Raw genomic sequence first — 26,164 nt, 5'->3', positions numbered from 1 at the left:
ATAATGCTTTTCATGTTCATCATAATTTCAAGTTGTGGGGGTAAGGCAAATAAATCAAGTGAGAATGGCGTATCTGAAGTACAAACAGATGATCGAATTCGTATTACGCAAGCACAATTCGACCAGAATAAAATGGAGATTGCTAGTATGACTGAAAGTGATTTTCCAGTAATGGTAAAGACTTCGGGTATGATAGACGTACCACCAGAAAATAGAGCGGTGGTTAATGCAACTATGGGTGGCTATATTAAAACCACACCTTTGTTAATAGGAGACAAAGTACGTAAAGGGCAGTTGTTGGTTACCATTGAAAATCCGGAGTTCGTATCCTTACAACAGCAGTATATGGAGGTGAACGGGCAGTTAAGTTATTTAAAGGCAGAATATGAACGTCAGCAAACAATGGTAGCGGAAAATATAACATCACAAAAAAGCTTTTTAAAAGCAGAGAGCGATTATAAAACAGGAGTAGCAAAATATAACGGACTTCGAAAGCAATTAATCATGTTGAATATATCACCTGAGCAAGTAGAAAAAGGAAATATAAGTTCCGTAGCTACCATTTTTGCGCCTATTGCTGGCAGTATAACGAGTGTAAATGTTTCAAAAGGCACCTATGTTTCTCCCGCAACTTCTATCATGGAAATCATTAATAATGACCATATTCACCTAGAACTTTCGGTTTTTGAAAAAGATATTATGAAAGTGAAAAAAGATCAGGTGGTAGAATTTAAAATACCAGAAGCTTCAAAAGAGGTGTATATAGCAGAAGTCCATTTGGTAGGTACCTCAATTGGTGAAAATAGAACCATAAAAGTGCATGCACATATAGAAAATGAAGATGAAGCTAACTTTTTAACTGGCATGTTCGTAGAGGCGAATATTATTACAGAAACATCAAAACAAATGTCATTGCCTTCAGAGGCTATTGCAGTAGTAGATAACGAGGCTTATGTATTGGTATTAGATGAAAAAAAAGAAGGTAATTATTATTTTAAGCAAGTACCTGTCGAGTTATTAGGTAGTTATGGAAAAAGAACCTCGTTCAGTAATTCATCGACTTTTAAACAAGATGCACAATTTTTGGCAAAAGGTGCGTTTAGCCTGATAGGAGCGTAACTTTAATATAGTAGTAAAAAGAAAGTTATTGATGGAATAAATGACTTAGTTCAAGTTAATTTAATAAATAGATATGAAAAAATATATAGTGTTACTGTTATTTGCAGTGATTAGTGTTGGTACAATAACAGCGCAAGACTGGAATACAGATTTTACAACAGCTAAAAAGCTTGCCGAAACTAATGATCTGCCAATAATACTAGTTTTTCAAGGTTCAGATTGGTGTGCACCTTGTATAAAATTAGATAGAGCAATTTGGTCAACAGATGAATTTAAAGAATATGCAAAAGAGCATTATGTAATGTTACAGGCAGATTTTCCTCGTAGAAAAAAGAATGCGTTGGCAGAAGAGCAATTGAACAAGAATAAAGCATTGGCTGAAAGTTATAATAATCAGGGAATTTTTCCTTTTGTTGTGGTTATGAATGCCAATGGTGAAGTATATGGAGAAACCAGTTACAAGAAACTGACACCCAAAGAGTACATAGAAGAATTAAATTCATTCATAAAATAGATTGAAGAAACTAACTCTCATAGTATTATTTTTTTCTGTTGGTATGCTGTATGCTCAGGAGCCCTATAAGCGTACCCTTAAATTAATGGGTAGCCGTTTTGATATTACCGTAGTGGCTAAAGATCCTGTTGAAGGCAATGTATATATTGACATGGCTATCAGTGAAATAACAAGAATAGAAAAGCTGATTTCTTCTTGGGATCCAAACTCGCAGACATCAAAAATTAATAGAAATGCTGGCATTAAGCCAGTGCAAGTTGATATAGAATTATTCAATTTAATACAACGGGGAATAGGTATTTCTAAGCTGACCGATGGGGCTTTTGATATTAGTTATGCCTCTATGGATAAAATTTGGAAGTTTGATGGTAGCATGACCGTTATGCCTTCAGAAGAGTCCATTAAAGCGTCTGTAGTTAAAGTAGGGTATCAGAATATTATATTGGATAAAGAGAACCATACCGTTTTTCTGAAGTTAGCCGGAATGAAAATCGGTTTCGGAGCTATTGGTAAAGGGTATGCCGCAGATAAGGCAAAAGAGCTGTTGAAATCTAAAGGCGTTGTTGCAGGTATCATTAATGCATCTGGCGATATGAATACTTGGGGAAAACAGCCTGATGGTAAAGAGTGGAAGGTTGCCATAACCAACCCTATGAATAAAAATAAGGTTTTTGCATTATTACCAATACAAAATGGGGCAGTAGTAACATCGGGTAATTACGAGAAGTATGTGAATTTCAATAATATTCGATATACCCACATAATTGATCCTAGAAGTGGTTATCCGGCAACTGGGATTATTAGTGTTACCGTATTTGCTCCCAAAGCAGAATTAGCTGATGCCTTGGCAACATCGGTATTTGTTATGGGTAAAGAAGTCGGCTTAAATAGAATAGAACAATTACCACAAGTTGAATGTATTATTATAGATAATAAAGGAAATATTATCACATCAAAGAATATAGAAATAGAAAAGTCATGATGAAGAAGATTTTAATTTTTACATTGATAGCAGCTTCTTTTACTAGCTGTACCGTGCTGAAGGAGTATGAGAAAATTAATATTAATGATCCAGATATGGTTTTGCAAGATAAAAAGGCAGACCGGAATTTAACTACTGCTCATTCTTACAGAGAAGCTGCAGCAGGTGCAAACGGAGGTAAAACTGGTGGTGGCTGCGGCTGTAATTAGTATAGCATATAATTTTTGTAAAATGAAGATATTCAAAATAACAGTTTCTTTAGCTGCTTTATTCGTGTGCACGATGAGTTATGCTCAACAAACTCAAGATTCTGTAAAAACATACAAAAAGCGTGTTTTAGAAACTACTGAGGTAGATTTTTTAACAAGTTACTATTCCCAAGATGGGGACAATGCTGCGGTAAGTGGTGGTTTGGGTACGGAAGAGTTGACAGATTTCACAGGTACTTTCATAGTTTCTATTCCCCTAAACGATGACGATGTTCTAACCATAGACGCCGGTGTTTCAGCATATACCTCGGCTTCTTCAAGTAATGTTGGTCCTTTTGATGGTGGCGAGCCGGCAGATCCGTTTGTAGCAAGTTCTGGCGCTTCTAGTTCAGATACTTGGGCAAGTTTATCTGGTTCTTACAGTCATAGTTCAGATGATAGAAATACAATTGTGTCAGGTAAACTATCGGTATCAAGAGAATACGATTATTTCTCATTAGGTTTCGGTGGTGGATTAACAAAGTTGTTTAATGAAAAGAATACGGAGGTTAGTGTAAATGCCAATGTCTATTTAGATAGCTGGACGGTAATTTATCCTACTGAATTAAGACCTTTTGCAAGTGGAGCGAATGGTTTGGCGAATGGACTATTTAGTAATAATACAATTACGGGTAATACCAATTACAGCCCCATATTCAATGAATTTTCTGATGAAACGAGAAATTCTTATTCTGTGGGATTCGGTTTTTCTCAAATTTTAAGCAAGAATCTACAAGGTTCATTAGCATTAGATTTTATTCAGCAAGAAGGTTTGTTGTCCACACCTTTTCAAAGGGTTTATTTCAGCGATGTCGCAGATTCGTTTATAGATAATTTTCAATTGGCAGATGCCATAGAGCAATTACCGGATACCAGATTTAAGGTTGCTGCAGGCGGTCGTTTAAACTGGTATATTAATGAAACGGTGGTTGTAAGGAGCTTCTATAGGTATTACTATGATGATTGGGGTATAAACTCCCACACTGCAAGTGTAGAGGTGCCTATTAAGCTTACAGATAAGTTTACGGTTTATCCCTCGTATCGATTTTACCAACAAACTGCCGCAGATTATTTCTTTGGTTATGAAGAAGCACTTTCTACAGATACGTTTTATACATCAGATTATGATTTGTCAAAATATTCGGCAAACCAATTTGGTATGGGCGTTTCTTACACAGATATTTTCACGAAAATGCATATCTGGAAACTCGGACTTAAAAGTATTGATTTAAAGTTCTATAAATATGATAGGGATACAACCTTTAGTTCTAGTATCATCACCGCAGGGTTTAAGTTTGTTATGGATTAAAAATTATAATGATTGATATATAAAAAGCTGGTCTAGAGACCGGCTTTTTGTTTTTATAATATGGTTTTAATTTCTGGTTCGTTCAGAATTAACCAAAAGAAATAGTTAACTTTTCAAGCGTATAAAGCTGTAATAAAATTTGATTTTGATGGAATTGAGAAAAGAATATGATCTTATTTGTGTAGGTGCGGGTATCATGAGTGCTACGCTAGCATTATTGGTAAAACAGTTAAAGCCAGATCTTAATGTGCTGATCGTTGAACGATTAGATAAAGTGGCGCAAGAAAGTTCTGCAGCTTGGAACAATGCCGGCACAGGTCATTCCGCCTTATGTGAACTTAATTATACGCCAGAAGATGATGATGGTCATGTCAATATTAAAAAGGCAATAGACATTTGTACGCAATTTGAAACCTCTAAACAATATTGGTCTTTTTTAGTAGCAGAAGGACTTATTAAGGATCCAAAATCATTTATTACTCCGGTACCACATCACAGCTGGGTAAAAGGGAAAGATAATGCCGACTACCTTGAGAATCGATTTAAAGCTTTTAAAGAGCACTTCATGTTCAATACCATAGAGTTTACAAGAGAAGTTGAAAAGATGCAGCAGTGGTTTCCGTTGATGATGCACAATAGAACCGATGATGAGGTTATGGCGGCTTCTAGAATTGATAGAGGAACAGAAATGAATTACGGTTCGTTAACAGAGCAATTATTCGATATACTAGAAAAACAATATGATACTAAAGTCTTGTTCAATACCGAAGTAGAAGATATTGATCCCGATTATGATGTAGACTGGTTGGTAAAAATGGAAAATCTGAACACAGGTGCTAAGAATACGGTAGATGCCGAACATGTTTTTATAGGTGCTGGTGGCGGTAGTTTGTTATTATTGCAAAAAGTAGAGATTGATGAAAAGGATGGTTATGGTGGTTTCCCGGTAAGCGGGGAGTGGTTGGTATGTAAAAATCCAGATATAATTAATCAGCATAATGCCAAAGTGTATAGCAAAGCAGGTATTGGAGATCCACCAATGTCGGTTCCTCATTTAGATACACGGTTTATCAACGGTAAAAGAGAATTGTTATTTGGTCCGTTTGCAGGTTTTAGTCCCAAGTTTTTAAAGGAAGGCTCGTATTTAGATTTATTGAAATCTATCAATTTTGATAATATACCATCAATGTGGGGTGTGTTTTGGCACAATTTACCGCTAACAAAATATTTGGTAGAACAAGTAGCTATGAGCTTTGAAGATAGAATGGATTCGTTAAGAGTATTTCTTAAAGATGCCAAAAATGAAGATTGGGAAATTATGGTTGCCGGGCAGCGTGTGCAGACCATAAAGAAAGATGAGTTTGAAGGTGGCTCATTAGAATTTGGTACACAGCTAGTAAGTAGTAAAGATGGTAGAATTACTTGTTTGTTGGGTGCATCGCCGGGAGCATCTACATCGGTGAAGATTATGTTAGATGTACTTGAAAAGGCATTTCCAGAATTAACAACATCTGAAAAAGGAAAAGAACAATTGAATAAAATGGTGCCTTTTTATAAAAAAGAAGTTACCAAAGAATTGTTTGATGCTCAGCTTGAACGCGTAACCCAAGTTTTAGAATTGTAGACACCTTATTTTATTTAAGATAGTTTTATGCTTAATAGCACTAAGTCAACACAATAAAAAGATAGTACTTGCATTATCATTATTCAGAGCAGATACTTCAAATAGAAAATGCGGTTTAATTTCTTATTATTTTTTCTTTTCATAACTAGCTTTACGGCGCAAGCGCAATTAAGTGATTTGGCTCGTTTAGATTTTACATTTATTCCTAATAAAGGGTCAGATGTAGAATATACTCGATCAAGATTTCTTGTCAATTACCCAGTAAAACTTAAGAAAGAAGGGCAGTATTTATTTTTAGGAGTAGATTATAGTAATGTTCATCTTCGCTTTAAAGATGATGAGCTTCCTTTTGATAGGGAGTTATTAAATGATTTTAAACTTTTAGACTTTACTATTGGCTTTACCAAACCATTAGAAAATGGATGGCGTTTAGGAGTACGTCTACAGCCGGGTATTAGTACAAATAATGCAGCAAAACATTTATCAACAGAAGATGTTGTTTTTTCAGGAGATCTGGTTTTTATAAAAAAGTTTGAAAGAGATTTAGAAAAGCCCTCTCGTTTAATAGTAGGTTTATCTTATTCTCAAAATAGGGGGTATGTTTTCCCTTTACCGTTTATTAGCTATTACAAAAAGTTTAGACCTGATTGGTCGTTTAATATTGGTATTCCAAAATCAAATTTACAGTATCATCTTGCGGAAAAACATCGCTTCAAACTTTATACGCAATTAGATGGTTTTACCTCTAACATTCAAAATGGGGCATTGGTAAATGGCAACGAATATGCAGAAATAATAAATATGTCCTTAATTAATGGTGGTCTACAGTATGAGTATCATTTTACGGATCATTTACAATTAGACTTACGTGCTGCCTATAATTTTAGTCTAAATAATAAATTAAAAGACGGTAGCAACAATACCTTACTGACTATAGATAATGACTCTAGAAGTTATTTTAGAGCAGTTTTAAGATTCAAGATATAAATTTACTAAAGGAAAATAAAAACGCCGAAATCTAAGATTTCGGCGTTTTCGTTTACAATAGCATAAGGGTTTTAACCTATTACAGATTTCTCAGTAATAAACGGTTGATTATAATGTCTTTGACCTGTTGCTTTGTATAGGGCGTTTGCTAAAGCTCCAATTATAGGTGGCAAAGAAGGTTCCCCTAAGCCGGTTGGGTCTATTCCATTATCTACAAAAAAGCTTTCAATTTCTTTCGGTGCTTCTTTATGTCGTATTAAGCGATAAGTATCAAAATTCTTATGTTGAGGTTTACCGTCTTCAAATGTCATTTCACTATAGGTAGCGTGACCTATGCCATCAATGATTCCACCTTCAATTTGATTTTTTGCAGCCATTGGGTTAATGACAATTCCACAATCTACGGCACACCATACTTTATTGACAGTTGGTGACTTTGTATCGGTAGACATGTCTAAAACTTGCGCAACATAAGAGTTGTGGCAGTAGTAAGCTGAAACTCCTCTTGCGGTACCGTTCTTTTGACTTCCATCCCAACCAGCTTTATCTCTCACTAACTTAAGTACACCCGCATAACGTTCTGGATCGTAGTCGTTCTTTTCAGGTTCGCCAACAGGATCTTTTATCGCTCTGTCAAATAAGTTTAATCTAAACTCAATAGGGTCTTTACCTGCAGCTTCGGCAACTTCGTCTAAAAATGCTTGTTCAGCACCTGCAACAAAGTTAGAACGTGGCGCACGCCATGCACCTGTTGTGACATTTGTTTCTAAGCTGAATTTTTCAGCTAGGTAGTTATCGACGGCACCAGCCGGAAATCTATTTTCAAAAAGTAGATCATCATTAGATCCCGCACCCTTAACGTGCCATGCAATTAAATTACCTTCTTTATCTAAACCTGCTTTATATTTTACTTTATATGTTGGGCGGTAGGTACCCTGGGTCATATCATCTTCACGCGTATACACCAATTTAATAGGTGCTTTCATATGTTGTGAAATTACCGCAGCTTCTACACCGAAAGTTCCATAGAGACGACGACCAAATCCGCCACCCATACGACTCATTTTAATATCAATTTTTTCAACTGGCATACCTAATCTAGAAGCCAGTGTTTTTTCTAAAAACTCAGGAGTTTGTATAGGTCCGTTAAGCAAAGCTCTTTCAGCAGTAACATCTGCATAAAAGTTCATTGGTTCCATGGTATTGTGTGCTAAAAAAGGAGCACTATATGTGCGTTCTATAACCTTATCCGCTTTTTTAAATGCACTAGCTACATTACCATCTTTACGAGCTGGCTGTTTAGAAGAAGTATTCAATAATTTAGTCAATGCTTGATCATGTCCTTCTGTACTTTCCAAAGCCGAAGATTCTTCCCATTCCACATTCAATGCTTTTTTAGCCTGCATACATTGCCAAGTAGATTCACCAACAATAGCTACAAGTTTATTTATGCCTCCAGCATCAGACCATTGTTTTTCCGTATCATCTTTATACGCATCAATTGGGAAAACATCTTTAATACCTGACATAGATTTTACAGCATCGGCATTCATTGATTTATAGGTCATGCCAAACGCAGGCGGGTGAACGATCATGGCAATCATCATTCCTTCTTCTTGAATATCAATACCGAATAAAGGTTTCCCGGTAACAATATTTGGACCATCAACATTTCGTCTATCGGTACCTATGATATCAAAATCATTTGTTTCTTTAAGTTTCACCTCTTCAGGAACAGTCATCGTAGCAGCTTTAGAAGCCATATCACCAAATCCGGCTGAGTTGTTTGATGCGGTATGACTGATAAAACCTGCATCAACTGTAATTTCAGAAGCATCAACCTGCCATGCGTCTGCAGCTGCGGCAATTAACATATGTCTAGCAGTAGCACCGGCCATTCTTAGTCCAGACCATCCAACACGGATAGACTGACTACCACCTGCCAATTGTCTTTGAAAAATATCGGTATTCAAAGGAGCTTGCTCTACAATTACATTTTTCCAATCCACACCAAGTTCATCTGCCACGATCATGGGCATTGAGGTCTTTACATTTTGTCCTATTTCTGGGTTAGGCGACATAATAGTTACCATACCGTTATCGCCAATTTTAAGAAAGCTATTAATATCAAACCATTCTTTTGGTATGTTACTTACTTGCTCAGGGGTTGGTTTGCAAGATGCTAGCCAACTGAATCCTAAAATCATACCACCACCGGCAAGCGTACCGCTTTTTAAGAAAGAACGTCTATTATATGTTGTTTTAATGAGTGTCATCTGTTTGTTTTTTGAAGGTTAAAATCCCAACATTGTGGGGTTGTAATTACACGTTAGAAATACTTGAAGCATTTTTAATTGCTTTTTTGATTCGCGTATAAGTACCACAACGACAGATATTACCGTTCATAGCATCTTCAATTTCAGTATCTGTAGGATTAGGATTTCGCTTTAAAAACGCACTGGCATTCATAATTTGACCTGCCTGGCAATAACCGCATTGGTACACATCTTCTTCTAACCAAGCCTTTTGAACAGGATGATCTCCGTTTTCAGAAAGTCCCTCAATAGTAGTGATTGATTGTTCACCCACTGCAGAAACCGGAAGCTGACAAGAGCGAACGGCATTATCACCTAAATGAACGGTACATGCACCACATTGGGCAATACCGCAACCAAATTTTGTGCCTACCAATTTTAAATGATCTCTTAATACCCAAAGCATTGGTGTAGTGGGGTCTACATCTACTTCTTTGGTTTCTCCATTAACTTTTAAACTGAAATTTGCCATTCGTTTTTCCGATTTGTTTAAGTTGTCTGAAATTAGGTATTTTTTCAGAAAAATGACCGAGAAAAATTCTTAAAATTTATTTTATAAAATATAAATCACCATAATCTAAAGATTTGTGTAATCAATTGGTAATGAGATGTGTGTGGTATTTATTGGGAATTTAAATGAAAATGTCTTTTTCCGTTGTCTTTTTTAACTTAAAACCGAAAGAGTTATTTAATTATTGAATAGTGATATTTAAAAAGTGTCTATCCAAGTATTTTTAGTCAAGTTGACAATCCTTGTTTTTTACATAAATACTAATCTATTGAATATGATAACACAACATATAGCGGACACTGTATCTGAATCTATAATAAGCACCATTGGAAATACACCTTTGGTTCAATTAAATAAAATATTTAAACATAATAAGTTTAACCTTTTTGGTAAACTAGAAGCAGCAAACCCTGCGGGGAGCATTAAAGACAGAACTTCCCTTTTTATATTACAACAAGCACTTGCAGATGGTAGAATAAAAAAGGGAGATACAGTTATAGAATCAAGTTCAGGAAATATGGCGGTAGGTTTGGCTCAGGCATGTTTATACTATGGTCTTAAATTGATTGTAGTTGTGGATCCGAAATTAAATATACACACAGAGAAAATTCTTAGAACATATGGTGCTCGCATAGAAAAAGTTACAGAACCAAAAGAGGATGGCGGTTTTTTAGCGGCAAGATTGGCACGCGTACAATACCTGTTAATTAGTATTCCTAATAGCTTTTGGTCTAACCAGTATGGCAATAAAGACAACCCGTTAACACATCATAAAACCATGACAGAGATCATGGATTCCTTGGAAGGGGAATTAGATTACTTATTTGTGGCTACAAGTACCTGTGGTACATTAATGGGCTGTGCAGACTATATTAAAGAAAATAACCTAAACACTAAGATTATTGCAGTAGATGCCGTTGGTAGTGTATTATTTGGTGGTCCACCTTTAAAACGCTTAATTCCGGGGCATGGGGCTGGCGTACCATCCCAGTTTTTAGATACGAACAAGATTCACGATTATGTATATGTAGATGATGTTGACTGCGCAAGAGGATGCTGGTCATTGCTGGAAAATGAATCTATTTTATGTGGTGGTTCTTCTGGAGGTATGATAAGTGCCGTTAAAAAGTACAGTAAAAAAATAGAGGATGGTAGTAACTGTGCGTTGTTCTTGTGTGATCGTGGAGAACGCTATTTAGATACCATTTATAATCAAGAATGGTTATTAAAAGAATTGCCGGAAAGTAGAAATGCTTTTACTCCGTTAGGAGGGTGGAAGGTAGCCTAGTCTATGAATAACAATAGCAAATATAAAGTTGGTATTATAGGTTTTGGACCTAAGGGTTTTTATGGTTTTGAAAGATTGATAGCTTATTTAAATGAAGCCAAAATTTCGAGAACCGTACAAATTCATATTTTCAATAATACATCATTTTTAGCGTCAGGCGATGTATATAGGTCAGATCAGCCAGAATATCTCATAATGAATTACGCCAACCGTAATATCAATAGTTGGGTTTTAAAGGAACCTTTTTCATCGGCTACAGAAACCCCGGATTTTGTCACATGGCTAACGGATAATGGACATAACGCTGTTGCTTCTGGAACATATGCTCCAAGAGCTCTAGTAGGTGATTATTTGGTAGATTGTTATCAATTCGTATTAGAGCAATTGCCAATGAACATTGAGGTAGTTACCCACATTGGTACGGTAACTAATATGATAAAAAATAATGATGATTATCAGGTGTTTTATACGGATAAGACAAGCGGTGAACAAGAAGCTATTACTTGTGACAAAATCCTATTTACAACGGGTCACCATTCTTTTAAGACTCAAAAAAACCAAAGTGATAATTCAGATAATAAGATTGATTTTATTTATCCTACAAATGAAAAATTAAAGCATATATCTTCACCATCTTTGGTAGCAATAAAAGGTTTCGGGTTAACGGCAATAGATGCAATTTTGGCTTTGACAGAAGGCAGAGGGGGGAATTTTGAAAAAAATGATATCGGCAATTTAAAATATGTTTCTTCAGGGAGAGAGCCTCAAAAAATATACCCGTTCTCAAGAACAGGTTTACCTATGATACCAAGGAATGGTTCAGCTACGGCTGATACGGATTTGTATTTTTTAAACGAAGAGGTTATAGTGAGACTAAAACAAAATAGACCTATTAATTTTCATAGTAGGCTGTTACCCCTAATTAAGAAAGAATTTTATTTTTCATATTACACTGTACTGTTTAAAAATTATGGTCATCAGTTTTATTTTGATACCGATTTTTCTGTAATGGAAAAACAGGTGAAATATTTTCATGAGGACTATCCAGACGCTCCTGTTTTCAATTGGGAAACTATAGTAAATCCGTTTAAAGAGAAGTCTGTCTTATCAACTGATGAAATACAAAATTACATGCAGTATTTGATTGATGAGGTTAAAAATGGAGAAGAAAAAAGTCCGCTCATGTCAGCTGTTGCCACATGGCGTAAAATTAGTCCTGTTTTTAATGAATTGTATAGTTTCGGAGGTTTAGATGCGGTTTCGCACAGGGAGTTTGATTCGCATTATTTCGGCTTGTTCAATCGCATATCTTACGGTCCGCCAGTTAAGAACATGCAAAAAATGTTAGCCTTAAGTAGAGCAGGGGTTTTAGATTTTTCTTATGCTAAATCTGCAACTATTTCTACAGACGATTCCGATAATAATTTTAGTCTACAGATGGAAAACCGTCAGAGAACGGAGATAGATTATGTAGTAAATGCTACAATTTCAAGGTCAAAGGAAGGCAGATTTGAAAATGAACTTTATCAGAATTTATTAGAACACGGACTAATTCGTGAATTCGAAAATAAATCAAAGACTAGTTATAAACCAGGTTGTGTAGAAATTAATAAAGCAGGAAATGCTATTGAAGTTAATGGTTATGTCAACAACGACATTTCATTTTATGGAACCCCTACAGAAGGCATAACCTGTGATAACGATACCCTGTCAAGAACCCGAAACGATTTTGCATCTATTTGGGCAAAATATGTTTGTGAAGCAATTAAAAAGAAAGATGAAAGGATTGAAAAATATGAAAGACCAGAAAATGTATTTTAAGGGAAAACCTGAATATCAATTAACCCCAAAAACTTCTGACTGGATGCATGAACTATTTAATGACCAAGCGGTTGTTAGAGGTTTGGTGGAAAGATATGGTTCTCCTATAAATATACATCACTTACCATCTTTCAATAAAAATTGCGAAAACTATCAGCAGGTTTTTCAATCGTACGGATTAAACTATAGAATTTTTTATGCCAGAAAAGCGAACAAATCCAAAGGTTTGGTAAAACAGGCATTTGCATCTGGTATTGGTGTAGATACCGCTAGTTTTAAAGAATTGGAACAATCTCTGGCATTGGGCGGAAATGCTGAAAATTTAGTATTGACTGCAGCCATAAAAACCGAAGCACAGATAGTACTGGCAATCAATAATGGAGTACCTATTATCTTAGATAATGAAGATGAATGTAGATTGACCCAAACTGTAGCCGCTAAATTGAATAAAAAGGCAAATGTTGGCTTTCGAATTAGCGGATTTGAAGTTGATGGCGAGAAACTTTATAGTCGTTTTGGATTTGATGTAGATGAGGTGGTAGATTTTATTGCTTCTTACGTAGGTGACGGTAAAACTTTTGATTTACTAGAAGTAATTGGGCTTCATTTTCATTTAGATAGTTATTCTACACATCAACGTAGTATCAGTTTAATTGCTAGCACTCATATAATATCAGCTTTAAAGGAAAAAGGATATCCTGTCTCTTTTATTGATATAGGTGGCGGTATTTTAATGAATTATTTAGAGGATGAGGAAGAATGGACCAATTTCATCGAAAAATTAAAGGAAGTAGTATTAAATCAGAACAATGATATTACGTTCAATAATAACGGATTAGGCTTTAGATTGGAAGATGGTAAGTTAAACGGAAAGCTCAATACCTACCCGTATTATAATAAAATAAATAAAGGTTCCTTTATAAAAGAAGTACTGGATTTTACGGATGATGTATCCAGATTATCGGTAGCATCTTTATTGCTCAAAAAAGATATAGAAATACGCATTGAACCTGGTCGTTCTTTATTGGATCAAGTAGGTATGACGATAGCTAAAGTCATCCACAGAAAAAAAGATGCAAGAGGACAATGGTTGGTAGGTCTAGAAATGAATATGAGTCAGATGATGAGCTCTAGCGCAGATTTTCTATTAGATCCATTTATGCTCTATAATTCTGAAATTGAAGAAAATGAACATGTAGATGTATATTTTACAGGAGCTTATTGTTTGGAAAGAGATGTATTGTTGAAACGAAAAATAACCCTACCAAGATTGCCGGCAATAGGGGAGTATGTAGCCTTTGTAAATACGGCAGGTTATATGATGCACTTTTTTGAAACGGAAGCACATCTTTTTGAATTGACTACCAATTTAATTTTTACCGGGTCCAATGAAAAATTATCGTTCTTTCAGTTTATAGATGATAATAAGATTGTGCTAGAATAGTATTATTAAATGCATCAATAACTAAGCGTTTAAAGACAAAGCGAATATTGGGTATTAAGTAAATTGTATAAAAACAAATTATCATGAAAACACAAGCATATTTAGCCTTCAACGGCAATTGTCAAGAAGCATTGAACTTCTACGGAAACCTATTCGATGCAGATATTAAAAACAAACAAACATACGAGGATAAGAAAATAGATGTACCGTCATCTTTTCGTCAAAAATTACAACACGCAGAATTAAAAGGAAAAGGTGTGCATTTTATGGCATACGATGCTGCACCGGATACACCATTGAATAATGGAAATCAGATTAATATGAGTGTTGATACCAATAGCTTGGATGAAGGGAAACAGTTATTTGAAGATTTGTCTAGTGGAGGACAAATTCATCACGAGTTTAGAGAACGAGAATGGGGACATTTTGGTAGATGTACCGATCGCTACGGTATTGGGTGGATGGTCAACGTAGATAAATAGATTATTCTTTAAGAACATTAGAAATAAAAAAAAACTAAAGTATCGAGGCTAGGCTCTTAAAGGGTACAGTCTCGATTTTAAATTAAATATAATTATGGATATAATATATGAGTACGATGGTGTAACTGCCAGTGATAGATTAGAAGGGTATATAGAAGAAAAGGTAAATAAACTACACACAAAATTCGACGATATTATTAGAGCAGATGTTTTTCTAAAACAAGAGAACACATCATCAGATGAAACAGGGATGATTTGCAATATTAGATTAAGCTTACCTGGTCCAAGAATTTTCGCAGAAGCCAGCAATCAAAATTTTGAGGAGTCGGTTAATGAGTCCGTCAGTGAATTGGAACGACAGCTGAAAAAGCGAAAAGATAAAATGAAAGCTTATTAATGAACATAAAAAAGCCCTTGCAAAGTGCAAGGGCTATTAAGTTTACTGGGAAATGATTTTAGATATGAGTTTCTAAAATTTCAGTAGTTTCTAAATCATTTTGCAATAATTCTTTCTGTGCTCTAATGATTTCCTTTAAACGGTGTGGCATCATAGTTTCAGCTAAAGCCTTGTCGTAATCATCTATGGCTGCTTTATCGCCTCTTACAGCTTCTTCCAACATGGCTTCATCATTATCTTCTGCAAAGAATGCTTTTACATCCATCCATGTTCTATGCAAAGTACCTGCTGCACTACCTTCAATTTCGACTCTTCCTAAATCTAGTTCTGGAACCGCTGCTCTAAGTTCTCTTAAAAACTTCATGCGGTCCACTACTTTTTTTTCAAAGTAGCTTTTAATTCCTACTTGTTTAGAATTTTCAGATGCTTTCTCAAATCCTTTAATGGCATCTTCATTTTTACTTACCAAGTCTTTTAAATGGTCTTCAATTTTCTTTATATCAGTATTCATATATTAAATTTTAGTAGACGGTTACGCCTATGATTAAACAAATTTTCTATAAGCAAGATACAGGCATTAGACGGCATTGCTTAGTTATAAAAAATAGAACTTTTGCTGTATTGAATAAACAAGTAAATACTATAGTATTAAAGAGCTATTGACATACCATTTCAATGGATAGAGTTAAGCTAAAAAACGGTTGAATGTTATTTTGGACGAGAACAATAAAAAAATATTATGGGATTATCACCACTATTTGGAGTAGCAAAAATGTTAGTAAGAAGTAGAAAATTAAAAATGGCAGCTGTAGGTTTACAATTGGCTTATTTAGGATACACATACATTTCAGACAAAAGAAAAAATAAACAGGTAAAAAAATAAATTAATATTTTATGTAATTAACTGAATTTCAATAGTTTGATTTGTTTTTTGGATTTATTAGTTCATAAAATTTTTAAAAACCTATGAATTTTTATTAATAATCAATTGAATGAGTTACAAGACCTTTGGAGTATTAATCCCCAAAATCTAGTAACATGAACAATTCAATTAAAATTAGCCTTTTGTTTGCTTGTATGGCAACCATGGGTTATGGCCAAGATTTGGCCTACAATGACAACAGTACAAGTTTTCAACAAAGAAAGGTTGAAGAAGTAACTAACCGTACAGAGAACTACAATAAACTAAAGACGCTTGGTTTTACTGATGCAGAAATTTTTGAAGATTTAGGTAATGCCAATTTCCTGACCAAAAAATATGCAAATGCATTATACTGGTACGGTAGGCTTATGGAAATTTCTGAAGATGGTACATTGAAGAAGAGCTACCAGAAAAGATTTGATCATGCCGTATCTCAGTTAGGTAAAGAAGTACAAAATGAAATAGCCGATGAAAATTGGACGGAGTTGGTAAAAGATGATTACAAAATGACACGTTCAGTTGTGCCATCTAGACTTACCTCTAATAATAGAAGAAACTTTTTACCGTGGGATGACCAAGGTTCTGTTAAAGAGTTTGCATCTAACAATGCTACCCCAACAAAAACTACTGGTGAGTATGCACCACCGGTAGCATTGACAAATGGAGGAAGAACTGCATATTATAGTAAAAAAACATACCAAAAGCCCACAACAGGTATGTTCTCAAAAAAGAAAGAAATACACAAAATTTATAAAGCCGATAAAGTGGGTGGTGAGTGGAAAAAAATTACCGAAGTGGCTGTTTGCCCAGGTGATTATTCGGCAAAACATCCGGCGATATCACCAGACGGTAGTCGATTATTCTTCGCGTCAAACATGCCGGGTACTTTTGGCGAGTATGATATTTATGTAGCAACAATTCAAAAAAACGGTATGTTGGGTCAAGCTAAAAACTTGGGTTCAAAAGTAAATACAGCGAAGAATGATGTTCTTCCAAATCCTATTTCAAATGGTAGTTTGGTTTTTGCGTCAGATGGTAGAGATGGTTATGGTGGCTTAGATGTCTATATGGTGGAAGTTGGGCAACGTAGCGTTGGTCTAGCAGTAAATATGGGCAATACAATCAATAGTTCTTATGATGAGTACTCGGTAAATCTTTTACAGAGCGATGGTTCTGGTTATGTAGTGTCTAACAGAATGGCACAAGGTAAGCATACGCAAAATGTAGCTTTCAATTTAAGTGATAAGCCTATAAATGATAAAGATAGAGACGATCGCTTCTTAGAAGCCTTTAACTCAGATAGACAGACACAGTATTCTAGTTCTGTATTTGAAGATGAATAACCACCCATTATTCATTTCCCCCAATTCAAAGACAAATTCAAATTTAATCGTAAAAATCAATCGTTATGGAAAGTCCTTATAAAATCAATAGTTTTCTTATTGCTTTATTCTTATTGGCTCTTGTCCAAACAGTAAAAGGTCAAGAAACCAATGCAAATTTAGGATCAAGCAGTACGTACCACAACCAATTATTCTTCAACAGGTTTTTTATAAACCCAACGTTCTCTTTGGTACGTGAGAACAAATCATATTTAAACATTCTACATAGAAATCAATATGCAACCTTTGATGATAATAGCCAAAACTATTTTCTAGGGTTCAGCAACAAATTAAACGAAAATACCGCAGTAGGTATTGGTGTTTACAGTCAGTGGTCTGGCGTTGTGCAAGAATTTGGATTCAATGCCAACTACGCATCATCAGTACAATTAGGAGAGAAATCTGTTTTAACCTTTGGTACCAACGTTACTTATTTTAATCAGGGTTTGGATAAAAATAGAATTGTAGTGAGTGAAGACGATCCACAATTGGCAGATGCACGTAAAGAGAGTAAAATTGCCATACAGCCAGGTATGAACTTGTCTTTAGGTAAGTTCGATTTCGGTTTGTACGCAGAAGACCTTTTAAAATACAATCAAACAACGAACGAATTTTTAACCGAATTGTCTACCAAGAGTGTAAAGGCATCGTTACAGTATACTCATTCATTTGAACATTCAAGAGGACTATTTGAAAATGCCCGACTAATGCCAATGGCGCAAGTAGGTCAGAATTATGATGGTAGCCTGTATTACTTTGGTTCCTTGTTATTAGACATGCCAAACTACGGCTGGTTACAAACTACGATAGATGAAGAGTATGGTGTAGCGGCAGGCGTTGGTTTTAACCTTAGTGAGAAAATGTCTCTAGGTTATTTAATGGAGAAAGACTTATCAAATGAAGATGCCAATTTAGGTTGGAATCATGAAATAACTTTAGCCTATAAATTTAAAGATGATGATTTGGCGATATCGGTAGCAGATAATTCATCAGACAATCAAATAGATAATATAGTACGCAATTATGAAGAGCAGATAGCTCATTTAATTGAAGAACGTGATAATGCAAGAAAATCTGGTCGTAAGAGACAAGAGGCAACTGCTAACTCATCTGCTCCAGTTTCAGAAAGCAGCTTAGCCTATGAGAACAAGATTATATTAGATGAATTGATTCTACGTCAAGATTCTATAGAGGTAGAAAGAATAGCAGCATTTGAAGAACGATTCGAGTTAATTGTTAGAATGTTACGTAATGATATTGATACAACGATTAAAAGCTCTTTACAAGACTTTAGCGTAGAGGAAAACACATCCTATGCTTCAAATGATCTAAATGATGACGCCATGGATTTTGTAACAGAACCTGCAGATGCATTTGCAACGGCAACGGCATCAAAAGAAACTTCAGTAACAACTACAACCGCGGCGGCTGAAAAAGCTTCAAGAAGAGCGAATTTTAAAGAATTACCTTCTACAAGGGATAACTTTAAGCAGATGCCAGTAAAGATGATGGTAGATTCTGATGTTATAGATATGAACTCTGGTTACTATGTAATTGCAAATGTGTATAGCCAAACAAAGTATATGAATGCGTTTATGAAAGAATTACTTGAGAAAGGATTAGATCCTAAACAATTCTACAACAAGGAAAATGGTCTGTATTATGTATACTTAGCAGACTACGATTATAAGAACGATGCTCAAATGGCAGCAAGTACAGATTTAAACGGAAAATACAATCAAGAGAAATGGATCATGCAGGTTAGTGAAACAACAGCTACCGCGTCTAATACTTTTGAAGATGATGATATAAGTATAGAATAATATTTAAAATCTATAAGCCTTTACGGTTATATGGTTGATTTGAATTGTCAAAAAGGAGGGGTTGTTGTCCGGGGGGATAACTGGGTTCCCTCCTTTATTTTTTGGTTTACAATTGTGGTAATTCTCGGTTTTAACTTTATGTTAACTATCGACGAATTACCTTATTTTTTATAAAAAGTTGGTATTTGAACGAAAATTCTTATGTTTTCATCGGGTATATTATATTAATATATATATTTCGATCACCAAAAAGATTCAAACCCAATTGTATAACCCCAAATCCCCCCACAACCATGAATGAATTTTCCCTACTAAATTCCGGTTTCAAAACACATTTTTTTCTTCACAAGATTTCTATCATTTTAGAACTCCGAAATCTCATTAATCCAAAGTTTGGCAAACGCCTAGGTTTTCAGAATTGACTCATTAGCGGTAATCCGTTTTTTGATTTAATTTTTACTAAACAATTGCGAAGTACAATCTCCCTATTTTGATTGTTCTTCAGGGCATTCTTTGTCATTACATATGTAAAAGGTGAACGTATAGCATACACTATTGGTTCATAATACATGCCTATTGTTTAGTTATTTAATCCAGGTAAAAGAGGATTGAAATTACTCAAAACTAACTTTAGCTATTGTTCTTTTTTAGAATGATCGCTTCAAAAACTATGGAGATTATGAAAAATTCAAATATTAAAATAATTGTATTAGAAAAAGATACCTCATTACATTCCGTTTATAAAAATCACTTCGAAGAAATTGATGGTTATGAAGTGGTAGGCAGCTATACATCTGCCAAAAATGCTATTAAAGATTACAAGTTTACCAAACCACATATTGTACTTTCAGAAATTGAATTAGATGATATGAATGGGGTAGATGCTATTAAGCTTTTCAAGAAAAAAGACTGGGAAGTAAAAATCATTATGTTTAGTGAGATCAATGATTTTGACATTATTAAAAATGCGTTCAAGAAAGGAGCAAACGGTTATTTGACAAAACCATTGACCTTGGATAAATTGGAACATGCTTTACGTAGTATAGAAACAGAAGGTGCCGCTATGAGCAATGATATCGTTAAGAAAATCATTAGCAATTTTCATAGAAAGACATTTGCGTTTTTCTCGGAAAGAGAGAATCAGATTGTAGACTTTTTATGTCAAGGAGCAACTTATAAAATGATTGCGCAAAAGTTATTTGTAACGCCAAGTGCAGTGAATTTTCACATTCAGAATATTTATTTAAAGCTAGATGTAAATTCAAAATCTGAAGCACTTTCAAAATTAGAGCAGCTTCAAAATCAGTTAGAACAGTATTAAAAAACGAATTCTTATGTACTGATATTAAGGGTAGTACGAAAACCCTTTCGAAAATAATTAATTAATAATAAAGAATGTAATTAATTGATAATCAGTTTATTAAAATTTTAAATTATACGATTAGATTTTTTGAAAAATCTAATTACGATAATATTTCGTGATGCAAATATCGAATGGTCGGTATAGTAACTATTTTTGGTTTAACTTATTACAGCAAACCAATTTATACTATTTATGTACCATTTAGGATTAGATATCGGAAGTTCATCTATTAAGATTGCTTTGGTAAATGCTTCAACAGGAAAAAGTGTTGGAGTAGTAACAGAGCCAGAGACAGAAATGTCTATGGAAGCTGTGAAAAATGGCTGGGCAGAGCAAAGTCCAGGAGATTGGTGGCGCTACGTTTGTAGCGGTATTGAGAAATTATGTGAACAAGAAAATATTAACAAATCTGATATTTCAGGTATCGGAATATCATATCAAATGCACGGTCTAGTGCTTATTGATAAAGAAGGAAATGCCCTAAGAAAATCTATAATTTGGTGTGATAGTAGGGCGGTAGGCATTGGTCAAACAGCCTATGAGGAAATAGGTGCAGAAACTTGTGATACGCATCTTCTAAATTCACCTTCAAACTTTACGGCTTCTAAATTAAAGTGGGTCAAAGAAAATGAGCCCGAGATTTACGCGCAGATTTATAAGATGATGCTTCCTGGAGATTACATCGCCTATAAATTATCTGGTGTGGTAAATACAACCGTATCTGGTTTATCAGAAGGTATTTTTTGGGATTTTAAAAAGGATACAATTGCTGATTTGGTATTAGATGAGTATGGTTTGGATAAAGAAATGATTCCTGATATCGTAGATACTTTTTCAGTACAATCTAAAGTAAATGAAAAAGGGGCAACAGAAAGTGGATTATCAACGGGTACACCCATATTATACCGAGCAGGCGATCAGCCAAATAATGCATTGACATTAAATGTTTTTAACCCTGGTGAAGTGGCGGCTACTGGTGGTACCTCTGGTGTCGTATATGCCGTAACAGATAATCTTTCAGTAAAAGAAAGCTCTCGTGTAAACAACTTTGCACACGTAAATTATTCTCCGGGAAAACCAGCCAGAATTGGCAAACTACTTTGTATTAATGGAGCGGGTATTCAATATAGATGGTTATTGAATAATCTTAATGTTGTTTCGTATGAAGAAATGAATACGTTAGCAGATGAAGTGCCAATTGGCTCAGATGGTGTTACGTTGATTCCCTTTGGTAATGGTGCTGAAAGAATGTTGAAAAGCAAAGATGTAGGTACAAGAATTCTTAACCTAAATCTAAATAATCACGGTAAAGGTCATTTGTGTCGTTCTGCATTAGAAGGCATTGCTTTTTCATTTGTCTACGGAATGGAGATCATGGAGTCAGACGGTATAAAAGTGAATGTTATGCGTGCCGGTAACGACAATCTTTTTCGTTCAGAAATTTTTTCGAATACTGTGGCAACCTTAATAGGGTATGATATTGAAATTTATGATACTACTGGGGCAATTGGTGCGGCAAGAGCTGCGAATCTCTATAAAGGTGATTTTGAGGTATTCGGTAAGGCAATTTTAGATAATGATTACGTAATGACATTTAGTCCGAAGAAAGATAAAAAAGCATACCAAGAAGCATATGCAACTTGGAAAAAGGAATTGGAATTAATATTGAACAACTTATAAAATCAACATAATGGCAAACAAGGAATATTTTAAAGGAATAGACAAAATTAAATTTGAGGGCAAAGAATCTGACAATCCGTTAGCTTTTAAATACTATAATCCGGATCAAGTAGTGGCTGGTAAAACCATGCGTGATCACTTTAAGTTTTCAACGGCATACTGGCATACGTTCTGTGGACAAGGTTCAGATCCATTTGGTCCAGGTACGCAGAGTTTTGAATGGGACAAATCCTCTGATGCTATACAAGCAGCAAAAGATAAGGCAGATGCCGCTTTTGAATTTTTTGATAAAATCGGTTTTGATTACTACTGTTTTCATGATTTCGATTTAATTCAAGAAGGGTCAACATTTGCAGAATCTGAAAAAAGATTAGCAACGATTACTGACTACTTAAAAGAAAAGCAAAAAGAATCTGGTAAGAAATTACTTTGGGGTACGGCAAACTGTTTCTCAAACCCAAGATATATGAACGGTGCTGCTACCAATCCTGATTTTAACGTCTTGGCAAGAGCAGGCGGACAAATTAAATTGGCTTTAGATGCTACAATTGCTTTAGGTGGTGAGAATTATGTTTTCTGGGGCGGTAGAGAAGGGTATATGTCTTTGTTGAATACCGATTTAGGTCGCGAAGTAGATCATATGGGTCAGTTCTTGACAATGGCAAGAGATTATGCACGTGCTCAAGGGTTCAAAGGAAATTTCTTTATTGAGCCTAAACCAATGGAGCCAATGAAGCATCAGTATGATTTTGATTGTGCTACTGCAATTGGGTTCTTGAAAGAATATGGTTTGGAGAACGATTTTAAAATGAATATTGAAGTAAATCATGCAACATTGGCACAGCATACTTTTCAGCATGAAATTGCAGTAGCTGCAAAAGCTGGTATGCTAGGTAGTATGGATGCGAACCGTGGTGATTATCAAAATGGTTGGGATACCGATCAGTTCCCAAATAACATTCAAGAAACAACAGAAGCCATGTTGGTATTCTTAGCAGCTGGCGGATTACAAGGTGGTGGAGTAAACTTCGATGCCAAAATAAGAAGAAACAGTACAGACTTAGAAGACGTGTTCCTTGCACATATTGGTGGTGCTGATACTTTTGCAAGAGCTTTGATCACTGCAGATAAAATTATCGAATCCTCTTCATATAACAAGTTACGTGAAAACAGATACAGTTCTTTTGATTCTGGTAAAGGAAAAGATTTTGAAAACGGTAAATTAGATATGAAAGATCTTTACAATATCGCCAAAGAAAATGGCGAGTTAGAATTACAGAGTGGTAAGCAAGAGTTGTTTGAGAACATCATTAATCAATACATATAAATATTTTATCCCTTTAAGTATCGTAGCTTTTTGGGTATTAGAATTTATTCATAAGGAATTAAAATGTCCCTAGGTTTTTACCTCAGGGACATTTTCATTTTTATGTATAATTTAAATGTCAATTTAAATCTGTTATTTTGCAGTACAAATTATGAAAAAAGTAACCTTAAAGGATATTGCCGGGCATTTTGGCGTTTCTATCTCTACCGTTTCAAAAGCGATAAATGATAGTCATGAGATTAGCAATGACCTAAAGGTTAAGATTCAGGCATACGCAAAAGAAAAGCATTATAAGCCTAATAGGTTAGCACTTAATCTATTGAACAAAAGCACAAAGACCATTGGCGTTGTTGTGCCCAATATTTTAAATTACTTTTTTGTTCAGGTGCTATACGGAATTGAAAAAGTGGCAAATGAAAGTGGCTATAATATTATTAGTTGCATTAGTAACGAGTCTAAAGCAAAAGAAACAAAGACGCTAGAATTTTTTGATGCCGGTACTGTAGATGGTGTTATTATGTCCCTAGCGGAAGAAAGCCAGAATGAAGACACGCATGAAGCATTGATTGATGTAATCAATAATGATATTCCTGTAGTGCTTTTTGATAGGGTTTCGGACAATGTGCAGTGCGATAAAGTAGTTGTAGATGATCTTGAAGCAGGCTATAAAATTACTAAGCATTTAATTAATATTGGCTGTAAAAATATAGCGGTAGTAAATCCTATTTCTAGTTCAAGCGTTGGTAAATTAAGATTGCTAGGGTATAAGAAAGCGTTAGAAGAATTAGATATTCCGTTTGATCCTAAGTTGGTTATTAATTTGACGGTTAAAGATGATTTAGATTTATTGATGTCCTTTTTACTGAATTATAAAACCATAGATGGGATTATAGGTATAGATGAACTCATTGCTGTTCAAGTTTTAGAAGTGGTAAAGGCAAGAGGATATAACGTGCCAAATGATATTTCAATCATTGGTTTTACCAACGGACAGTTATCTAAATACGTAACTCCGTCATTGACAATGGTAAGTCAGCATGGTAAATATATAGGTGAGCAAACAGCTAAACTGCTGATAAACAGAATTAAAAATCCTGGTTTGCCATATGAAACTAAGGTTGTGAAAACCAGCTTATTGGTAAGGGATTCTACCAAAAAACTACAATAATTTAGATCGTATCTGGGTGTGGGTGTTCCCATTGTCCACGATAGTCTCGTTGCAATAATGCAGTAGCTTCTGGGTCGTTTATTACCGTTCTACTTTGAGGGTCATACACTAAAGGTCTTTTCAAATCCATCGATAAATTTGCCAAAATACAGCTAGCGGTAGAAATGTGTCCGTTTTCAATATCGGCAACGGGTTTTGTATTGTTTTTAATTGCATTTAAGAAATCTATCATATGCCTACGAGTTGCGGGTGCGGCATGTAATTCAATGTCTTTTTCAGATAAGTCTTCAGGGTATTTCTTTTTTTCATAAAGAACATCAAAAAGAATAGATTCACTGCCATCTACGGGTACAAATTCAGCCTTCATCACATCACCTTTTAGAACACCTTTTTCTCCATAGATTTTAAAAGCCCAAGGATATTCCGGATCATTAGGGTTTCCCCATGTTCTATGTTGCCAATTACAGTTAAGTCCGTCATATTCAAACACTGCAGATTGTGTGTCAGAGATGTTAGATTTACCATCCTTCTGAACAAATATTCCACCTTCAGAGCTAATACGTTTGGGCCATCCTAAATTTAGCATCCAACGAACGGTATCTAGCATGTGTACACACATATCACCTGTAATTCCGTTTCCATATTCTCGAAATGTACGCCACCATCTTTTGTGTGGTAGACCATCATAAGGTCTCATAGGTGCGGGACCTGTCCACATATCATAATCAAAGAAATCGGGTACTTCTTGCTCTGGCGGATTCCCATTTGCACGCATGTGATAATAGCAGCACATATCTACATGCCCTATTTTTCCAAGTAAACCCGTATCAATAATTTTCTTCTTAGCTTCTATTAAATGCGGTGTACTTTTTCGTTGAGTACCCACTTGTACAACTCTGTTGTATTTTCTAGCGGCAGCGACCATAGCCTCACCTTCCATAACATCAACACTTATGGGTTTTTGAACATACACATGAGCTCCAGATTTAAGTGCTTCAATACAGGTTAAGGCATGCCAATGATCAGGTGTGCCAATAAGAACAATATCTAATTGATTGCTTTTCAGCATTTTTCTGTAATCAGTATATAGCTTTGGTTTTTTACCATTTTTTTGCCGCTCAGAAACTAAATGTGCCGCAGTATTTAATTGATTGGCGTCAACATCACACAGCGCAATCACCTCTACATTAGCTACTTGAATAAGACGTAATACATCACCGGTACCATACCAACCAGTGCCAATAAGTGCTACTTTTTTTGGCTTTTCGTTCGCGAAAAATTTGAATCCGAAGGCGGGTAATGAAGTAAATAGTAAAGAAGCCGAAGCAGCTTTAATAAAATTTCGACGTTTTAGTAATGTTGGCTGGTTAGGCATGACAAGTTGAGTTTAAGTAGATTACAAACAAGACAAATAATGTAGTTAAGATAGCGAATACTTTAAAAATAGCATTGATTGAT

23 protein-coding genes are annotated in these 26,164 nt (G+C 35.1%); 19 read left to right on the top strand and 4 right to left on the bottom strand.

What is annotated here, in order from left to right; genetic code table 11:
• Window positions 1-12 precede the first annotated feature (12 nt).
• The 7 genes from UH1x_RS02315 (at window position 13) to UH1x_RS02285 (ending at window position 6,783) form a co-directional block, all read left to right on the top strand.
• The gene (locus UH1x_RS02315; RefSeq protein WP_482624797.1) at window positions 13-1,119 is read left to right on the top strand and encodes an efflux RND transporter periplasmic adaptor subunit; all 1,107 of its coding nucleotides are present in this window, start codon (window positions 13-15) and stop codon (window positions 1,117-1,119) included.
• A 73-nt stretch (window positions 1,120-1,192) separates the two neighbouring features.
• On the top strand, window positions 1,193-1,633 hold the full coding sequence (locus UH1x_RS02310) for a thioredoxin family protein (protein WP_482624795.1): 441 nt from the start codon (window positions 1,193-1,195) through the stop codon (window positions 1,631-1,633).
• A 43-nt stretch (window positions 1,634-1,676) separates the two neighbouring features.
• Entirely contained in the window at window positions 1,677-2,615 is a 939-nt protein-coding gene (locus UH1x_RS02305) for an FAD:protein FMN transferase (protein ID WP_482626477.1), read from the top strand.
• Entirely contained in the window at window positions 2,612-2,824 is a 213-nt protein-coding gene (locus UH1x_RS02300) for a DUF4266 domain-containing protein (protein WP_482624793.1), read from the top strand. Before UH1x_RS02305 ends, UH1x_RS02300 begins: the two co-directional genes overlap by 4 nt.
• Window positions 2,825-2,846: 22 nt before the next feature.
• Window positions 2,847-4,172 carry a DUF3570 domain-containing protein gene (locus UH1x_RS02295; RefSeq protein WP_482624791.1) on the top strand — a complete coding sequence of 442 codons (1,326 nt, stop codon included), beginning with the start codon at window positions 2,847-2,849 and terminating at the stop codon, window positions 4,170-4,172.
• A gap of 148 nt (window positions 4,173-4,320) precedes the next feature.
• Window positions 4,321-5,796, top strand: a complete 1,476-nt coding sequence (mqo, locus tag UH1x_RS02290; protein WP_482624790.1) for a malate dehydrogenase (quinone) — start codon at window positions 4,321-4,323, stop codon at window positions 5,794-5,796.
• 108 nt (window positions 5,797-5,904) lie between these two features.
• Window positions 5,905-6,783, top strand: coding sequence for a DUF6268 family outer membrane beta-barrel protein (locus UH1x_RS02285; RefSeq protein ID WP_482624788.1), 879 nt, complete (start codon window positions 5,905-5,907; stop codon window positions 6,781-6,783).
• Between the two features lie 71 nt (window positions 6,784-6,854).
• On the opposite strand, the gene UH1x_RS02280 is transcribed toward UH1x_RS02285, so the two are convergent.
• Both UH1x_RS02280 and UH1x_RS02275 read right to left on the bottom strand, forming a co-directional pair.
• Complete coding sequence (locus UH1x_RS02280; protein ID WP_482624786.1) at window positions 6,855-9,059, bottom strand: xanthine dehydrogenase family protein molybdopterin-binding subunit; 2,205 nt, start codon at window positions 9,057-9,059, stop codon at window positions 6,855-6,857.
• Between the two features lie 46 nt (window positions 9,060-9,105).
• Complete coding sequence (locus tag UH1x_RS02275) at window positions 9,106-9,570, bottom strand: (2Fe-2S)-binding protein (protein WP_482624784.1); 465 nt, start codon at window positions 9,568-9,570, stop codon at window positions 9,106-9,108.
• Window positions 9,571-9,883: 313 nt separating this feature from the next.
• Between UH1x_RS02275 and sbnA the strand changes: the two genes are divergently transcribed.
• The 5 genes from sbnA (at window position 9,884) to hpf (ending at window position 15,041) form a co-directional block, all read left to right on the top strand.
• Entirely contained in the window at window positions 9,884-10,897 is a 1,014-nt protein-coding gene (gene sbnA, locus UH1x_RS02270) for a 2,3-diaminopropionate biosynthesis protein SbnA (protein ID WP_482624783.1), read from the top strand.
• Window positions 10,898-10,900: 3 nt separating this feature from the next.
• Entirely contained in the window at window positions 10,901-12,718 is a 1,818-nt protein-coding gene (locus tag UH1x_RS02265) for an FAD/NAD(P)-binding protein (RefSeq protein ID WP_482624781.1), read from the top strand.
• Window positions 12,675-14,162: a type III PLP-dependent enzyme domain-containing protein gene (locus UH1x_RS02260; RefSeq protein WP_482624779.1), complete on the top strand. Its 1,488-nt coding sequence runs from the start codon at window positions 12,675-12,677 to the stop codon at window positions 14,160-14,162. The genes UH1x_RS02265 and UH1x_RS02260 overlap by 44 nt, the downstream gene beginning before the upstream one ends.
• Before the next feature lie 83 nt (window positions 14,163-14,245).
• On the top strand, window positions 14,246-14,644 hold the full coding sequence (locus UH1x_RS02255; RefSeq protein ID WP_036155525.1) for a VOC family protein: 399 nt from the start codon (window positions 14,246-14,248) through the stop codon (window positions 14,642-14,644).
• 94 nt (window positions 14,645-14,738) lie between these two features.
• Window positions 14,739-15,041: a ribosome hibernation-promoting factor, HPF/YfiA family gene (gene hpf, locus UH1x_RS02250; RefSeq protein ID WP_036155524.1), complete on the top strand. Its 303-nt coding sequence runs from the start codon at window positions 14,739-14,741 to the stop codon at window positions 15,039-15,041.
• A 58-nt stretch (window positions 15,042-15,099) separates the two neighbouring features.
• Here hpf and UH1x_RS02245 read toward each other — a convergent pair whose 3' ends face one another.
• Complete coding sequence (locus UH1x_RS02245; protein ID WP_482624777.1) at window positions 15,100-15,552, bottom strand: ferritin-like domain-containing protein; 453 nt, start codon at window positions 15,550-15,552, stop codon at window positions 15,100-15,102.
• A 228-nt stretch (window positions 15,553-15,780) separates the two neighbouring features.
• Here UH1x_RS02245 and UH1x_RS02240 point away from each other — a divergent pair, with 228 nt between their 5' ends.
• The 7 genes from UH1x_RS02240 to UH1x_RS02210 all read left to right on the top strand — a co-directional run bounded on the left by UH1x_RS02240 (window position 15,781) and on the right by UH1x_RS02210 (window position 24,706).
• Entirely contained in the window at window positions 15,781-15,924 is a 144-nt protein-coding gene (locus UH1x_RS02240) for a hypothetical protein (protein ID WP_482624775.1), read from the top strand.
• A 155-nt stretch (window positions 15,925-16,079) separates the two neighbouring features.
• Complete coding sequence (locus UH1x_RS02235; RefSeq protein WP_482624774.1) at window positions 16,080-17,306, top strand: TolB family protein; 1,227 nt, start codon at window positions 16,080-16,082, stop codon at window positions 17,304-17,306.
• A 65-nt stretch (window positions 17,307-17,371) separates the two neighbouring features.
• A complete protein-coding gene (locus UH1x_RS02230; protein WP_482624773.1) occupies window positions 17,372-19,168 on the top strand; it encodes a PorP/SprF family type IX secretion system membrane protein in 1,797 nt (598 codons plus the stop codon).
• A 679-nt stretch (window positions 19,169-19,847) separates the two neighbouring features.
• Entirely contained in the window at window positions 19,848-20,489 is a 642-nt protein-coding gene (locus UH1x_RS02225; RefSeq protein ID WP_482624771.1) for a response regulator transcription factor, read from the top strand.
• A gap of 234 nt (window positions 20,490-20,723) precedes the next feature.
• On the top strand, window positions 20,724-22,211 hold the full coding sequence (locus UH1x_RS02220) for a xylulokinase (protein WP_482624769.1): 1,488 nt from the start codon (window positions 20,724-20,726) through the stop codon (window positions 22,209-22,211).
• 10 nt (window positions 22,212-22,221) lie between these two features.
• Window positions 22,222-23,538 carry a xylose isomerase gene (xylA, locus tag UH1x_RS02215; protein WP_482624768.1) on the top strand — a complete coding sequence of 439 codons (1,317 nt, stop codon included), beginning with the start codon at window positions 22,222-22,224 and terminating at the stop codon, window positions 23,536-23,538.
• Window positions 23,539-23,689: 151 nt separating this feature from the next.
• The gene (locus tag UH1x_RS02210) at window positions 23,690-24,706 is read left to right on the top strand and encodes a LacI family DNA-binding transcriptional regulator (protein ID WP_482624767.1); all 1,017 of its coding nucleotides are present in this window, start codon (window positions 23,690-23,692) and stop codon (window positions 24,704-24,706) included.
• Window position 24,707: 1 nt separating this feature from the next.
• Here the strand turns inward: UH1x_RS02210 and UH1x_RS02205 are convergent, their stop codons facing one another.
• Window positions 24,708-26,081, bottom strand: a complete 1,374-nt coding sequence (locus UH1x_RS02205; RefSeq protein WP_482624765.1) for a Gfo/Idh/MocA family protein — start codon at window positions 26,079-26,081, stop codon at window positions 24,708-24,710.
• Window positions 26,082-26,164 lie beyond the last annotated feature (83 nt).

It is taken from the genome of Maribacter sp. UH1, assembly GCF_056839145.1.
Note: the sequence above shows the minus strand (reverse complement) of the source record. Positions and strands in the feature narration are given on the sequence as shown.